Annotated in this window: 13 protein-coding genes; 5 read left to right on the top strand and 8 right to left on the bottom strand. The window is 44.8% G+C overall.

Annotated elements, in window-relative coordinates; genetic code table 11:
• Positions 1–13: 13 nt before the first annotated feature.
• The 6 genes from G6R11_RS21925 to prfB form a co-directional block, all read right to left on the bottom strand.
• Positions 14–1,609: a cellulase family glycosylhydrolase gene (locus G6R11_RS21925; RefSeq protein WP_163132124.1), complete on the bottom strand. Its 1,596-nt coding sequence runs from the start codon at positions 1,607–1,609 to the stop codon at positions 14–16.
• 246 nt (positions 1,610–1,855) lie between these two features.
• Positions 1,856–2,602: a carbonic anhydrase gene (locus G6R11_RS05695; RefSeq protein ID WP_163132123.1), complete on the bottom strand. Its 747-nt coding sequence runs from the start codon at positions 2,600–2,602 to the stop codon at positions 1,856–1,858.
• Between the two features lie 269 nt (positions 2,603–2,871).
• The gene (locus G6R11_RS05690) at positions 2,872–3,861 is read right to left on the bottom strand and encodes a substrate-binding domain-containing protein (RefSeq protein ID WP_163132122.1); all 990 of its coding nucleotides are present in this window, start codon (positions 3,859–3,861) and stop codon (positions 2,872–2,874) included.
• A gap of 105 nt (positions 3,862–3,966) precedes the next feature.
• A complete protein-coding gene (locus tag G6R11_RS05685) occupies positions 3,967–4,413 on the bottom strand; it encodes a DUF1499 domain-containing protein (RefSeq protein WP_240352416.1) in 447 nt (148 codons plus the stop codon).
• A 160-nt stretch (positions 4,414–4,573) separates the two neighbouring features.
• A complete protein-coding gene (gene lysS / locus G6R11_RS05680) occupies positions 4,574–6,097 on the bottom strand; it encodes a lysine--tRNA ligase (RefSeq protein ID WP_163132120.1) in 1,524 nt (507 codons plus the stop codon).
• A gap of 16 nt (positions 6,098–6,113) precedes the next feature.
• A protein-coding gene (gene prfB, locus G6R11_RS05675) for a peptide chain release factor 2 (protein WP_163132119.1) occupies positions 6,114–7,212 on the bottom strand; the annotation gives its coding sequence in 2 pieces (ribosomal slippage) (positions 6,114–7,136 and positions 7,138–7,212; 1,098 coding nt in all).
• 345 nt (positions 7,213–7,557) lie between these two features.
• Here prfB and G6R11_RS05670 point away from each other — a divergent pair.
• Together G6R11_RS05670 and G6R11_RS05665 are read left to right on the top strand one after the other, a co-directional pair.
• Positions 7,558–8,778: a right-handed parallel beta-helix repeat-containing protein gene (locus tag G6R11_RS05670; protein ID WP_163132118.1), complete on the top strand. Its 1,221-nt coding sequence runs from the start codon at positions 7,558–7,560 to the stop codon at positions 8,776–8,778.
• Positions 8,779–8,946: 168 nt separating this feature from the next.
• Positions 8,947–9,375: a hypothetical protein gene (locus G6R11_RS05665; protein ID WP_163132117.1), complete on the top strand. Its 429-nt coding sequence runs from the start codon at positions 8,947–8,949 to the stop codon at positions 9,373–9,375.
• A 73-nt stretch (positions 9,376–9,448) separates the two neighbouring features.
• Here the strand turns inward: G6R11_RS05665 and tyrA are convergent, their stop codons facing one another.
• Complete coding sequence (tyrA, locus tag G6R11_RS05660; protein ID WP_163132116.1) at positions 9,449–10,573, bottom strand: bifunctional chorismate mutase/prephenate dehydrogenase; 1,125 nt, start codon at positions 10,571–10,573, stop codon at positions 9,449–9,451.
• Between the two features lie 13 nt (positions 10,574–10,586).
• The gene (locus G6R11_RS05655; protein WP_163132435.1) at positions 10,587–11,660 is read right to left on the bottom strand and encodes a 3-deoxy-7-phosphoheptulonate synthase; all 1,074 of its coding nucleotides are present in this window, start codon (positions 11,658–11,660) and stop codon (positions 10,587–10,589) included.
• A gap of 250 nt (positions 11,661–11,910) precedes the next feature.
• Between G6R11_RS05655 and G6R11_RS05650 the strand changes: the two genes are divergently transcribed.
• The 3 genes from G6R11_RS05650 (at position 11,911) to G6R11_RS05640 (ending at position 15,987) form a co-directional block, all read left to right on the top strand.
• Positions 11,911–13,611 (top strand): sensor histidine kinase, encoded by a 1,701-nt coding sequence (locus G6R11_RS05650; protein ID WP_163132115.1) that lies wholly within the window; start codon positions 11,911–11,913, stop codon positions 13,609–13,611.
• Positions 13,608–14,351, top strand: coding sequence for a two-component system response regulator BtsR (btsR, locus tag G6R11_RS05645; protein ID WP_163132114.1), 744 nt, complete (start codon positions 13,608–13,610; stop codon positions 14,349–14,351). The genes G6R11_RS05650 and btsR overlap by 4 nt, the downstream gene beginning before the upstream one ends.
• 142 nt (positions 14,352–14,493) lie before the next feature.
• Positions 14,494–15,987, top strand: coding sequence for a carbon starvation protein A (locus G6R11_RS05640; protein ID WP_163132113.1), 1,494 nt, complete (start codon positions 14,494–14,496; stop codon positions 15,985–15,987).
• Positions 15,988–16,321 lie beyond the last annotated feature (334 nt).

The raw sequence follows: 16,321 nt of genomic DNA, 5'->3' as shown, positions 1-16,321 counted from the left end.
CCAAATCAAACGTTTACTGGCAAACGCTACCACTGACTGCTGTGGCCGTTCCTGCACCAGTTCCGGTAAAGCCAAACTCAACAGACTCTCCAGCTGCGATAGTGCTATTCCAAGAAAGGTTTGATGCGGTATAGCCTTCAGCTGTTAGCACATCAGCATTCCAAGTACTGCTTATCGCAGAGCCATCACTATAGCCCCAGCTAACTTCCCATCCATTAATCGCCTCGCTGCCATTATTAGTAATGACCACGGCACCTTGGAAACCACCGTCCCAAGAATTAACGACGAGGTGTTTACAAGCCGCGCTGGGGTCAACCGGAACAGTTGGGTCCGTTGGGTCTGTTGGGTCTGTTGGGTCTGTTGGGTCTGTTGGGTCTGTTGGGTCTGTTGGGTCTGTTGGGTCTGTTGGGTCTGTTGGGTCTACAGGACCATCTACTATTCCTCCAGAACCAGCAGGAATTTCACTACACATGGTATAGCCTACACAGTTACCGCCGTTTTCTTGAGAGTGCCCAGCATCTTCATACAAACAAATTGGTACGATAGTGCCGTAAAAATCACACTGTTGAATCACTGGCAGTTCTTGGCCATCAAATACCGAAGCCAACACCGAAGTTTGTTTGATACCATTTACTCCATTGATCAAACGCTCCCCCCAAGTGGTTAGCTTGCTGGCATCAAAGTTAACTGTCATATCTAATTCGAAGGTGCCCGGTGCAGTGTTGCCCGACCAAGACCAACCTAAATAACCAATTTTGTACTCTTCGGCTACGGCTAAAATAGCATCTTCGTCCACATCCTGCCCTTGGTGATCCATACCAAACTCACCCACGATCAGCGGCATATTGTGGCGGTTTAAGAATGTAGAAACATAGGACTCAATCTTTTCGCGAGACTGATAAACCTGATACATGTGCACACTAAACATTATATTGTTTAACGGGTCCGCCGAGGCGACTTCCGAGGCATTATCCAACATAATTTCTTGCCAATCTTGTCCCCAGTTTGCGGCATCAACCATTAAGGTGTGGGTAAACCCTGCTTCACGTAAAGTTGCGATGGCCGTTTTATGCTCATTTACATAAGTTTCTGCGGGCACATTGTTGCCAAAAGGCTCATTAGCAATGTTAATAATCACGTAATCTTCTTCGCCTTGCAGTACACTGGCAAGCTCGACCCAGTATGCCGCAGTAGTTTGGATGTCTCCTGCTTCAGCCTTCTCTCCCGAGCCGGTCACATCATGCACTTCAAGCACACACACCAAGCGATTTAACTTACACATTTTGACTACTTTGGCGACATCCTCAGCATCGTTTTTAGCAAACTGCTGGCCGTCACTCAACACCACTCTTACGGTATTAGCACCCGCTTCTGCGATGTCTCTAAAAGCCCCTTGGCGGTAGTTGTACCAAGCATGGGCATGGTTCACTCCGCGCATAATGACCTCCTGGCCATTGGCGTCTAGCAGCTGAGTTCCCGAAGTAGTGAATCCAGCCATTGCTGGCAGACTGGATAAAGCCAGTAGGCCTGCAGCAGTACTTAAACTTAATAGATTAAAGCGTTTAGCTATTTTGCTTGGGTAATTAGTCCCGAGTCTATTGGTGTTCATCTTGAAGTAACTCCTTTTGGTTTTGATGGACAGGTAAACTATTAACAAAATAAACAATAGACAAAAAATAGAGAAACTCTAAAAAATAAACCGGTTTCATGAATGTTTCACAAAATCTACCTATGTAGATCTACTTTTCAGCAATATATAAAACTACTCATTGACTATTTGTATTATTATAGATTTTAGGGTTTTCACAGGGGCTCAAGCAAACAGCCACCGCTGCTCGCATGATTGATAACAACTCTATTCCACAATTAAACGTGCATTGATGCCTTGAACTGGGCGATTGTTTGGAAGTTTCATAAGCGAGCTGAAATCGTTTATTTGTTGTTTAGATGCACTAACTGCATTTTTCAGCACTATCCACCTAACCCCCTCGCTGCAAGGTGGAGTAGTTAAAGACCCATTAAAGCGGTAGTAATCGTGCTTACTCGGAAGCATATTTAGGCCATTTATCGGCGTAGCTAAACGCGCCTTCTGCCCCGCCTCCTGAGGTAGCTGAGACCATGCTTTAGCTAACTCTTGGTTTTCATTGCCTTGCTCAAACATAAGGGCAACAACAGCTAAATTACCCTTTGAATCGGCATGCACAAAATGCGCTTCCAAGGGAAAGGACTTGCCTCTTAATGTGTTTTCACTGGGAGAGTGGAAATGAAACTGCTTTAGTTCAAACTGATGCCCAGCAATATCAAGATAGCTACCCGGTGCATAGTTCACTTGAATAGTATGCCCGTTGTTGATGATTTCATTTCCTGAAGCTTGGTAATTAAGTGCTAGCGAGGGTAGCTGGCCTTTGGTGGTTGCTGAAATATTGATAGGTGACTGATTTTTACCGCTGGTGCACAGGCTAAACTCTGGGGCTAACTCACCCCAATGCTCTGGTCCTTGGTGGCCCGAATATCCCCAATGCACGTCGCCCTGTGCCAGAGCACCGCCCGAGATAGCTATAACGGTACTTATTAATACTCTTTTCACTTGTTGCTTATTCATTAATACACCCTTTTATTCAATGAAAGCACCCATCACTACAGGCAATAGGCGTCAGTGGATAAAAGGTTTTACCAAATTAATGATAAAAAAATCAATTAAGTTAGGCAACACATTATATTTATTGCCGTTTTCCTGTAAATAAAGCCTTACAAATGTAAGGCTTTATCAAGTATAAATGGCTTATTGCTTGGAGAATAACCGCTAGCTCACTGCGGATCTTTAGCTTCTAAGGAGCAACAGCCTTTATCACCGCAAGCTTGGTGAGCATGCTATTGGCAAAGGGGCGTTTGACCAAATACACAACGTTCTAACTTAGTGTGTATTAACTCTTCCACGGCTTTACCTTGGTGAATGCTATACAGGGTATAAATGGACTGATAGCCCATATCATAGGGTGATTGACCAACATTGCCATGAGCTAAACCTTGCGCTAAAAGGCGCTTTTGCACTTCGAGGGTATCGCCAAAAATAAGCAATAAGCGCTTTGAGGCCAAGCTATCAATATGCGGCGATACAACGTCTGAATACTTAAACTCCAAGGTTTGCGGCCACGCCCCAACGGTAATAATCACATCAAGCAGTTTTGGCTCGTATTGATGCAGGCGTAGCATTCTATCGAGATTATTAAGCGAGCGCTGTGCGTCGTCATCGGAATATATTGGGCAGCGACTTAGCTCTTCCCATAAGTCACTTTTACCACTGTTATTGTTAAACCCTAGGCCGGCATATACACCATTTATACGCTCCACCAAATTGGCCGCCCCCTTATGTCCCGTAATAATACAGAAGGAACCTCCTTGCGGCTTTAAGGCCTGAGTTAGACGCCCCAACTGAAAGCCAAACTGAAAGTTATCGGTACCAATATAGCTATGCCGAAGTTTGGGATCTGCAGCGAGCGACTTTTCGGAGAAGTCAGAATCAAAGGTAACTACCGGAATTTGACTTTGCTTTGCAAGCTGCATGCTACGGTGAGTAAGTACTCGAGAATTAATCACCGACACCGAAATGCCGTCGAGGCCTTGCTCAATTTGCTGAGAAATTATTTGATCTTGATAACGGGCATCGGCTTCTTCAGGGCCAAGGTAGACACACTCTACATCTAACTCAGCGGCAGCTTGTAAACAGCCCTTTTCTACATCATCAAAAAAAGGGTTGGTAACGGTTTTAGGTACCACTAAGAAACGTGGTTTTGCAGAGGAATCAGTTGCAAGAGATTGACAGCTAAAAAGGACTAACACACTAAACAAGAATGCTTTCACGGCATCACCAACTACCTAGGAGAATACTTTAAGCTAAGCCAATAAAAGCCATTAGGTAAAGCCAAGCTGCGCTATCTGCAACTTGGCTCACGCTTTTGTAGGTAATTACTCAGCTTCTAGATATAACTTGGCAAACTCTTGATATCGCTGATTATTTATACCCATATCAGAGTAACCTACGCGAGACTGAGAACGAAAATGTACTAAGTGCTCAGTTTGGTCAAAATGCAGCTCTACATCATCGCGATAACCTACAGTTGGGCTGAAAAATACAGCGTGAACATATTGCTCGTCACGGCTAATCACTTTGTTGTTTGGCATGTGGGCAAAAGCGCGTAAGGCTGCTAGCTGAGTGCTTTTCAAATCGGCTTTAAATGGCAGGGCGGCTACTTTTTTGTCACCCTCAGCGTAACTCGATACGCCATTTGGTGAACTGGCTAATGGCGCGAGTCGACCCGACTGCAAGCCGAGATCACTTGGGGTACTAAGGTTTTTATAAACCATGAACCCAAGCACAACCAACACAATCACTACTATTCCTGACAACAGCATTTTCACTACCTTTCTCCCTTAAACACGCTTATTGCTTTTGGCTAAGCGAATCATTTTATTAGTTTGCTTAGCCTTAGGTATCGCTACTATAACGAAAAAGTGCAAAAAAAAAGCCATACACTTTAAAAAGTATATGGCCTTTAATTAGTTATTTGTGAGCTTAAGCTTGCGGGCGCATCGCTGGGAATAGGATTACGTCGCGAATAGTGTGAGTGTTGGTGAAGAGCATCGCCAGGCGGTCAATACCAATACCTTGGCCAGCCGTTGGTGGTAGGCCGTGCTCTAAGGCTGTGATGTAATCGGCGTCGTAGAACATCGCTTCATCATCGCCAGCATCTTTAGCCTCAACCTGCGCCTTGAAACGCGCATCTTGGTCTTCTGCATCATTAAGCTCAGAGAAGCCATTAGCCACTTCACGGCCACCGATGAAGAACTCAAAACGGTCGGTGATAAAGGCATTGTCGTCATTACGGCGCGCTAGCGGGCTAATATCTGCTGGGTATTCCGTAATAAAGGTTGGTTGAATTAGCTTAGGCTCAGCAGTCTCTCCGAAGATCTCTTCAAGTAGCTGACCGCAAGTCCAGAACTTCTCTACTTCAACGCCAACTGATTTAGCAATGCTCACCATGTGCTCGCGGTCTTGCACTTTGTCGTAGTCCAAAGCTTGAATATCGGCGTGTTCAGGATTGTACTGCTTAATGGCTTGCAGCATGCTTAGGCGTGGATAGCTACCAGCAAACTCAACCGTTTCATCGCCGTAAGGCATAGAAGATGAACCTAGCACCTCAACTGCTACGGTGCGCAGCATTTCTTCGGTTAAGTCCATCAAATCGTTGTAGTCAGCATAGGCCATATAGAATTCCATCATGGTGAATTCTGGGTTATGGCGAGGCGATAAACCTTCGTTACGGAAGTTACGGTTAATTTCGAAGACACGTTCAAAACCACCTACCACCAAGCGCTTCAAGTAAAGCTCTGGCGCAATACGCAAGAACATTTCTTGGTCTAAGGCATTGTGATGAGTAACAAATGGACGTGCAGTGGCGCCGCCAGGGATCACTTGCATCATTGGCGTTTCAACTTCCATGAAATCCTTAGACTCCATAAAGCGGCGAATACCGGCAACCAACTTAGAGCGCACAACAAAGGCTTGGCGTGAATCGTCGTTCACGATCAAATCAACGTAACGCTGACGGTAGCGCTGCTCTTGGTCGGTTAACCCATGAAACTTTTCTGGCAGAGGGCGCAAGGCTTTAGTGAGCAAGGCGTACTCGTCCATGTTCACGTAAAGGTCACCTTTACCTGATTTGTGCAACGCACCTTTCACACCAATAATGTCGCCAATGTCTAGGCCACCAATTTCTTTCAGCTCTTTTTGTACAGGCTTTGGCGCATAGGCTTGAATACGACCCGACACATCTTGAATAACTAAAAATGGACCACGCTTTGCCATGATACGGCCAGCAATAGCCACTACATTACCTGCAGCTTCTAAGTCTTGTTTAGACTGCTCGCCAAATTGTTGCTGTAAATCGTCAGCTAAGTGCTCACGTTTAAAGTCATTTGGGTGGCCGTTAGCCGAGCAAGTTTCGCGAATTTTGTCTAACTTAGCGCGACGCTCTGCGATCAGTTTATTTTCTTCTTGTGCTGCTTGTTCCAGACTTTGTTCTGTTTGTTCCGACATGTGAAAACCTTGCTCGTTACAGCCCTGACTTAAGGCTAGCTTCTATAAATTTATCTAAATCACCATCTAACACAGCTTGAGTATTACGGTTCTCAATGCCAGTGCGAAGGTCTTTAATTCTTGAATCATCTAATACATAAGACCGGATTTGACTGCCCCAGCCAATGTCCGATTTATTGTCTTCTGCCGCTTTTTTCTCGGCATTTTGCTTTTGCAATTCTAGTTCAAACAACTTAGCTTTTAGCTGCTTCATTGCTTCATCTTTGTTCTTGTGCTGCGAGCGGCCACTTTGACACTGCACCACAGTATTGGTGGGCAAGTGGGTAATACGCACTGCTGATTCGGTTTTGTTTACGTGCTGACCACCCGCTCCCGAGGCGCGATATACGTCAATCCGTAAATCACCTGGGTCAATATCCACTTCAATGCTGTCATCAATTTCTGGATAAATGAAAGCAGAAGCGAAAGAGGTATGGCGGCGACCACTAGAATCAAAAGGCGATTTACGCACTAAACGGTGCACCCCGGTCTCAGTTCTCAACCAGCCATAAGCGTATTCGCCACTTACTTTAATGGTTGCGCCTTTAATGCCAGCAACATCACCATCAGACACTTCAACCAACTCGGCCTTAAACTGGTGAGCTTCACACCAACGTAAGTACATACGTAACATCATATTGGCCCAGTCTTGAGCCTCTGTGCCACCAGAGCCTGATTGAATATCAATGTAGCAATCGCTCTCATCCATTTCGCCGGCAAACATACGGCGAAATTCGAGTTTCTCAAGCTGTTTAACTAAGTCTTCAGCTTCAGCCTGCGCTTCATCAAAGGTTTCTTGATCTTCTTCTTCAACGGCTAGCTCTACCAAACCCGCCACATCTTCGATGCCTTGAGTAAGGTTATCGATGGTTTTTACCACCAATTCTAAACCTGCGCGTTCTTTGCCTAAGGCTTGCGCGCGCGCTGGATCATTCCAAATTTCTGGTTGTTCTAATTCGCGACTGACTTCTTCTAACTGCTCTGCTTTTGCATCGTAGTCAAAGATACCCCCGGAGCACTTCTGTGCGCTCTTTAATATCTGCTAGTGAGTTGTTCACCGAATTAATTTCAAACATCTTGCAATGACCTACGTCGAAGTACCAAAAACGCGCAATTTTAACCAATTAAGCAGCGAATAAACATAGTTAGGCGCAATGAAAAGGCTAAATAGCTAAGTTTTTTTAGCATTGCCGCTATTTGGCACTTGAAACAGGCTTACATTTTGTAGCACCACGGTAAACAAGCTCTATTCAACGCCCACCTAGCTACCAACTATGGCCACTTACTAAGCGCTAAATGGATTATTCTTAAGCATTCGAGAATAATGGATGTTAGATTTTTTCATGTTTTGTTAGCCAACAAACAGCTACAAGTGCGAGTTTTAAATAAACTGAGAAAATCAAACACCTAATTCCAAATCTATGCCAAGTGTTTTAAACAAACCCCGTTATCTGCTGCAAACAATTAAACGCTGCATAATTATCTTCGGATTATTTACTTTTGGTTCAATAACTTGGGCTGCTGATTACTATGTTAGCGCCCACCCTAATGAGCAACAGCTTGGCACTAATAATCAACCTTGGGGAGATTTACAGCACGCAGTAAGCCAGCTGAAAGCGGGGGATACTTTATGGCTAAAACCAGGGAATTATCTTGTCAAAAGCAATATCGAACTAAAACGCTCCGGCACCACAGGTCAAAAGATCACTATCCGTAGCCTGCCCGGTGAGCGCGATCGCACGATAATTAGAGGCGCAGGGATCGCTATAAAACAACAAAGCTTTATCACCATAGAAGGCCTAACCATACAACAAGCCTTCAACGGCATATATGTTGAAGGCTCAGCATTATCACCAACTCAAGACATTATCCTAAGAAATAATCGTACCGTGAGCACAGTTCAATCTGGGATTGCTGTTTGGGGTGTCGCCTGGAAACAAGATCCCAAAAACTATTTAAACCTGAGCAAACTACTCATAGAAGGAAACACTATTGAGCAAGCATGTATTGGCAATGATGAACATGCCACTAACGGATACAACGAAGCCATCACTATAGCCAATGGCGTAAGCGAATTTGAGATAAGCCATAACCTCATTACCAACGGCGGTAACCCCAAATATGGTGGAGAGGGTATTGATTTAAAAGAAGGCGTGCAGAATGGAGAGGTGCACCACAACCAAATCCATAGTTTACATCGACGTGGTATCTATTTAGATGCGGGGGGCCTGCTTGGATACTCTCCACCATTTGTAAAAAACATTCGAATTTATAATAACCAGGTGCACAGTATTCGCGAAGCTTTCGACAAGCAGAGCAATAAACGACTATTTGAAGGGGCTGGGGCAATGGCCATCATGACCGAAGGCAACGGCTCCGTTAGCGACATACAGATCTTTAATAATCGACTTGAGCATAGTGATGAAGACGGCATTTTGATTTACCAACATCCCAAGGGCAGCGGCACTGTAAGCAATATTCATATCTACAGAAATTACATAGCTAACCACCGCCGAACTGGGATATTGGTGGATAACCCAAGCGCCACAGGTATCCACATATTTAACAACCAACTAGAAAATAATAATCAGAACCTCATGCTACTGCGTGGAGACGTAAAGCAATTTCCCACAAGTAAATAACCACCACAGTGCTATGTTTCATGCTTACAAGTACTAATGGCTCGAGACGAACTAGCGCAATAAAAAGTCGAATTTGTTAATTGAAACTTGCTGAACTCCAAAACTAGCATTAACTTAAAATAACAAGCCAATACAATTTCGTCGGTTTAGTATTTGCGGGAGACGACATTGCGAGAAGCACACGGTTCTATTGAGTTTTCGCTTAATGGACAGATTATGGAGATTGAGGGTACAGGCCCTTGGAATCTCGAACAAATGGAAGACAGCGGCAGCGCTGCCGCTCCCATATTAGACCAACTATTAGACTCCCCTTGGGGCGTTGTTGCGACTTTTCATGGTGAAACCTTTTATACCGAAGATGCAGCAAAGCAATTAATTGAGTGGTTAAAAGTTGAAAAGCAGCGTGGCCGAGTTGCCACTGCCTTAATCCTTACCCATGCCAGCGTACCCGAGCTCGCCAAATGGCATTTAAGCCAAATCTATATTCAAGCGGGTGAAACCGTGCAGATATTTGCTGAAAAAGATGAAGCATTGAGCTGGCTAAAACAAAAAATAGCTGAATATGAGCAGCAAGCGGCAGTCGAAAATCACCTTTAATGAAATAACCGCTTTAAGAGTTACCGACATAAAAAAGCCAGTCCTAAGACTGGCTAGTGGCTAACAAACCCGCCTAAGAGCGTCGGCTGTCGTTAGCTTGTTGCAGTAAACTGCGGCTTTCTTTTAAGAACTCTTCAGAATAATCGCCAAACCATTCACTCACCCGCTCAAAAGCAGCGATGAAGCCTGCGCGATCTTTATTCTCAACTAACTCTACCAACTCACCGAAGTGTTGATGGTAACGTTTGATCATGGCAGCACTCTGATCAGACGCCATAATAATATCGGCATATAAATCAGGAGACTGCGCAAACAAGCGCCCTACCATAGCAAGCTCTAAGCGATAGATAGGTGAACTTAAATCCAATAACAGTTTTAAGTCGGCATCTTCTTGCGACAAATGCATGCCATAGGCAAACGAAGTGAAGTGACGTAAAGACTGAATCAAAGTCATCGCTTTATCGTGGCTTTCAGCTTCTACCGCATGTAAGCGTGCACCCCAAATGCCCATCTGCTGCAACAGCCATTGATACTGTTCACCACCACGACCGTCGGCGTAAACAATCACTTGCTTAGCAAGACTAGGTACATCAGGGCCAAACATGGGATGCAAACCCACTACAGGGCCTTTGTGCACAGCTAACATTTTGTTAAGCGGCGCAGACTTAATACTGGTGATGTCGGCTAATACGCAGTTTTCTGGCAAGTTGCCCAATTGGGCAATTACCGTTTCTGTAAGATTAATCGGCACCGACACCAATACTAAGCCAGCGCTAGCAAATAGCTCCGGCGCTTTGTGCCAGTCTTCTTTGCCAATAACGTCTACTTGATAGCCGGACAAAGTAAACATTTGCACGAACAAACGCCCTAACTGCCCGCGGCCACCAATCACCACAATGTTGCCAAGCTCTGGATTTATTGTTTTAAAACCACTGTCTTTTTCACTGGTATACGACTCGCGCATAACCCGACGTAATACGTCTTCAATTAAGGCTGGCGGTACACCTTTGTTTTCAGCTTCGGCACGACGCTTAGCCAACATCGCGGCTTCGCGGTCCGGTGCGTAAATAGGTAAGCCATGCTGCGTTTTTACTTCGCCTACCTTATGCACCAACTGAATACGCTGCTGTAACAAATCAAGAAGCTGCTGATCCACTTCATCAATTTGGTCACGTAAAAGATTAAGAGCTTGAACCATGTTGTTTCCGTTATTATTTTGCCAAGCGCTTGGCTAAGCTATCACCAAGATCGTTAAACATCTTCTCTAACAGTGTTGCTGTAGATGTCCAGTCAATACATGCATCGGTAACCGATACACCGTATTTTAGTGCAGATTTAGGTGCTTCACTTGGTTGGTTACCCGCTTCCAAGTTGCTTTCTAACATTAAGCCAATGATTGACTTATTGCCTTCTTCAATTTGATTAATCACGTTAGCGGCAACCAATGGTTGAAGTTCGTGATTTTTGCTTGAGTTAGCGTGGCTACAGTCAACAACCAATTTAGGCTCTAGACCGGCTTTTTCCATCGCTTGCTCAGCTAAGGCTACGTTTACTGAATCATAGTTAGGCTGTTTACCACCACGTAAAATTACGTGACCGTCTGGGTTACCTTGGGTTTGTAGTAAAGATACTTGGCCCTGTTGGTTAATACCCATGAAACGGTGCGAGTGAGCAGCAGATTGCATAGCATTAATGGCTGTGCCTAGGTTGCCGTCGGTACCATTTTTAAAGCCCACTGGCATAGACAAGCCACTGGCCATTTCGCGGTGAGTTTGCGACTCAGTAGTACGTGCGCCAATCGCAGCCCAAGAGAATAATTCTGATAGGTATTGCGGGCTAATTGGATCCAGTGCTTCAGTGGCAACAGGTAAACCTAGCTCAGCAGTCCAAGTTAGCAATTCACGCGCATTGTGCAGGCCAGTTTCAACATCAAAAGAGTTGTCCATGTGCGGGTCGTTAATGAAACCTTTCCAACCTACGGTTGTACGAGGCTTCTCAAAATAAACTCGCATAACGATAAATAGGCGATCGCTATATTGATCGTGCAGTTTCTTCAGGCGTGCAGCATATTCTTTTGCCTGTTCTAAATCGTGGATAGAACAAGGGCCAGTAATTACCAATAAACGTGAGTCACGTTTGTGGCAAATATCAGCGATAGTTTTACGTGATTGCAATACAAATTGCAGTGCTTCTTCTGAAGCAGGAAGCTTCTCACGTAACTGTTCTGGGGTGATTAATACTTGTTCTGACGAAATATGAATATCGTTAATTGGATCTTTTTGCATTTGCTCTGTTACTCCGGTGGCAGATTTAGCCACACATTTCCTTTCCCGTTGCGGGATTAATTATTATAGAAACCCATCACAATACCAGTGCTTACACCATTTGCAAGCAGTCAAGCGTTACCAGCTTGTTAAGAGCATTACCAGTGATTTTGGTAAGTCCTATTAGTTGCGACAAACAGTATGCTAATATGCTGCTATCTACGTTGAATGCCAGATATCCTTTCGCCAACTAGCGAGGCTTTAATAGCTGATGATATTGAGTGATTTTTCCCTGCTATTATCTTTAGCCCAACAAATGAGCGTTTTTCTGGTGATTGCTTACCTGTTAAGTAAAACGCCAGCCTTTCTTCCACTCACTAATTTATCGCCACGCTTACCTAATACCCTCACCATTTATTGCCTGTTTTCCGGCTTTTGTATTCTAGGGTCTAACTTTGGTTTAGCCATTGACGATGCCATTGCCAATACTCGAGCAGTGGGTGCAGTACTCGGTGGTTTGTTTGGTGGTCCAGTACTTGGTTTATTGGTAGGTTTTACTGGCGGTATGCACCGCTATTTTATGGGCGGGTTCACCGATGTCGCTTGCGCGGTATCAACCACCTTAGAGGGCTTAGTTGGCGGTTTATTTCACCTGTGGATCCGCAGACGTAGCCTACACAACGAACATCTGTTTTCACCAACCATTGCTTTTGTCGCGACACTGATCGCCGAAACCCTACAAATGCTGCTAATTCTGCTAATTGCTAAGCCCTTTGAGCAAGCGCTAGCTTTGGTCGAAGTTATAGCCTTGCCCATGGTATTAGCTAACTCTGTAGGTGCTGCGCTATTCATGATGATGATTAGAGACCGTCGCCGTTTATACGACAAATTTAGTAGTCACTCTTCGGCCAAGGCGCTTAACCTCGCCCAGCGTATGGTGGGTATTTTTCACCAAGGCTTTAAACAAGAAGACGCGGTTCGTATTGCCAATATAATCCATGAAGAAACCGGCGTATCAGCGGTGGCAATAACTGATACCCAACAAGTATTGGCTTTTAAAGGCATGGGCAGCGACCACCATCATGCCGGTCGGCCTATTTCTTCAAAACAAACCTACCAAGCGATTAATGAAAACAGGGTGGTATTTGCCGACGGTGTAGAAGAGCCCTACCAATGCAGCTCAAGTGATAAATGCCCACTGGGTTCGTCCTTGGTGGTGCCTATTCGTGGTAGCGAGAACGATGTGATTGGCACCGTGAAATTGTACGAATCGAAGCGTCGTTTGTTTCTGCACATTAACCGCGCGCTAGGTGAAGGTATTGCTAAGGTGATTGCCGAACAGCTGCGCGACAGCCACGTACAACAGCAACAACAGCTACTCACAGAAGCAGAGCTAAAACTGGCGCGGGCACAAATTAATCCGCATTTTTTGTTCAATGCCTTAAATACCATTAGTGCCGTGGTAAAACGGGATGCCAGCTCTGCCCGCCTACTAATTGCCGATTTAGCCTTGTTCTTGCGAATTAATTTAAAGCGTAACCAGCAAAGTAGTTTGGTCAGCGTGGAACTGGAACATGTGAATGCTTACCTGCATATTGAACAAGTGCGCTTTGCCGATAGGCTGGTGATTAAACAAGATATTGATGAATCGTTTATGCACTTGGAGTTGCCCACCTTTACCTTGCAGCCCTTAGTCGAAAACGCCATTAAACACGGCACCGCTCATTTGCTTGAAACCGGTGAAATCACCATTTATAGCCGCGTAAGCAATGGAGTGAAACAGCTGGTTGTGGAAGACAATGCAGGTCTTTATCAAAAACCAGAACAAGCCACCAGCGAAGGCTTAGGCATGCACATTGTCGATACCCGCTTACGCAATGCCTTTGGCACCTCATTCGCGCTACAAGTAGAGTGCCAGCTGAACCAATATACCCGCGTTATCATCTCACTGCCCGAGGAGCAAAATAAATGAGAGCAATCATTGTTGACGATGAACCCTTGGCCAGAGATGAACTGCAAGAGATGCTGCAAAGTTACCCAGAAATTGAAGTCGTCGCGCAATTTGGTAATGCCATCGAATGCTTAAAACACCTTAAGCAACTCCAAGCCGAGGTATTGTTTTTAGATATAGAAATGCCGCAAATTAGCGGTTTAGAGCTCGCCAACATGATTGATAGCGATAATGCGCCAGCCATTGTATTTGTGACGGCTTACGATCAATTTGCGCTAGATGCTTTTGAGCAAAATGCGGTGGACTATTTGCTTAAACCCATCGACCCAACACGCCTATGTAAATCCATAAAACGCTTAAAAGAGCGCCTGCCAGATAGCCAGCCCGAAGTCACTGACGCAGGCTCGCACCACCGCTATCAACACATGCTCAAAGAACAGCAACTTCGCTTAATTCCCTGCTACTACCAACAACGGGTAAAACTAATACGTTTGGAAGATATAGAGCATGCTTCTAGCGATCTAAGTGGGGTGCATGTTGCCACCGAAAATGGCAGCTATCACACTCAGCTCACCCTAAAAGTATTAGAAGATAAATCGCCTTTATTACGCTGCCACCGCCAACACTTGGTGAATGTAGAAGCGATCTCTGAAATATCCCTAGAAGACAATGGTGGCGCAGTATTGTTCACCAAAAGTGGCGAACAGCTGCCAGTAAGCCGCCGCTACTTTAAGTCGATTAAAGAGCATTTTGGCTTATAAAAGTGTTAATTTCATCAACACCACTTAAGTGCTATTTCGACCACTAAACACTAAATAATACCACTCACTCAAGCTGCTACTGTTTGCTCATTTTGGATTAAATATACTGGCCTCGATTACAACTAAGTACTGAGAGGATGACATGCTTTGGTTTCTATTTTGCGTCGCAGCGTTGCTCGGCGGCTACTTCATTTACGGTGCCTTTGTAGAAAAGGTATTTGGCATTAAAGAACAACGACAAACCCCGGCATATGCCAAGCAAGATGGCGTTGATTACGTGCCGATGTCGAAGAAAAAAGTTTATTTAATCCAATTACTTAACATTGCAGGCGTGGGGCCAATTTTTGGTCCAATTATGGGCGCCCTTTACGGCCCAGCAGCCATGTTATGGATTGTGGTTGGCTGTATTTTTGCAGGCGCAACCCACGACTACTTCTCTGGCATGTTGTCAGTTCGTAATGGCGGCGCTTCAGTCCCCGCTCTATCTGGTCGCTATTTAGGAAAAAGCGCCCGTCACTTTATGAACATTTTTGCGATTGTTTTGCTGCTGTTAGTTGGTGTGGTGTTTGTTTCCGCTCCTGCAGGCATGTTGACCAACCTGATTAACGACCAAGCGGGTTTAAGCCTTGGTTTAGGCACTATGGTTAGCCTAATTTTTGTTTACTACATCATCGCTACCATCGTCCCCATCGACAAAATTATCGGTCGTTTCTACCCACTATTTGGCGCGCTACTTATTTTTATGTCGGTAGGGCTTATTACCGCTGTAGCTTTCTCTAGTGAACACCAAGTAATGGGCAACTTTGAAGTTAGCCAAATGTTCACTAACATGAACCCGAACGACTTACCATTGTGGCCAGCCCTGTTTATTACTATTGCTTGTGGCGCTATCTCTGGTTTTCATGCCACTCAGTCACCGTTAATGGCGCGCTGTGTAGAGAACGAGAAAAATGGTCGCTTTGTATTTTATGGCGCAATGATTGGTGAAGGTGTTATTGCCTTAATTTGGTGTGCTATCGCTTTATCGTTCTTCAACTCGATGGAAGGTTTACAAGCTGCAGTAGCTAACGGTGGCCCAGGTAAAGTGGTTTACGATGCTTCCTTTGGTCTACTAGGTGTATTTGGCGGCATCTTGGCTTTCTTGGGAGTGGTTATTTTACCTATCACCTCTGGCGATACTGCATTTCGTTCAAGCCGTTTAATTTTGGCCGAGTACTTTAACCTTTCTCAAAAACCGGTTAAAAATCGCTTATTGATTGCGCTACCTATTTTCATCATCGGCGGCATTCTTACCCAAGTAGATTTTGGGGTTATTTGGCGCTACTTCGGTTTTGCTAACCAAACCACTGCAGTGATGATGTTATGGACGGCCACCGCTTACTTGCTACGCAATGATAAATTCCACTGGATAACCACTGTTCCGGCGATGTTTATGACAACAGTTGTAGTGACCTTTATCCTAAACTCAAGCACGCTGGGCTTTGGATTGCCGATGACTATCTCAACCGTGGCCGGAGTGGTTACTACGTTAGTCATTACTGGGCTGCTGATTGCCAAACTAAAAGGCATTGGTGAAGATGATTTGGATGAAGAGTTAGATGACACAACAAGACTAAATTCGGCCAAAGAAGCCTAATATTATCCTTAGGGGCTGTTGATCTTTGGTGTTGAAATTTTGTTCGAGATAAGCGGGCTTTAATCGCGGCGAGCACTTAAAAGCCTAGTGGGCTAAGCAAGAAGTGCTTAACAAAGAGTAAAGTTCGCTTATCTGAACCCTTCGGGCAGCATTTCTTAGCCATTTATTCAGCGTTAGCGAGTGATTATTAAGCTCACTTAACTGCACACTCACTGCCTTGCCTAAATGGCTAATAAATTGCTGCAAAAACCATCAGAAAAGTTCAACAGACCCTAACCTTTGAGCCGCATTAGCGGCTCTTTTTTTTGCTTAAAATCGACAATTCTAAGCAATG

The organism is Agarivorans sp. Alg241-V36, from assembly GCF_900537085.1.
Classification (GTDB): domain Bacteria; phylum Pseudomonadota; class Gammaproteobacteria; order Enterobacterales; family Celerinatantimonadaceae; genus Agarivorans.
Note: the sequence above shows the minus strand (reverse complement) of the source record. Positions and strands in the feature narration are given on the sequence as shown.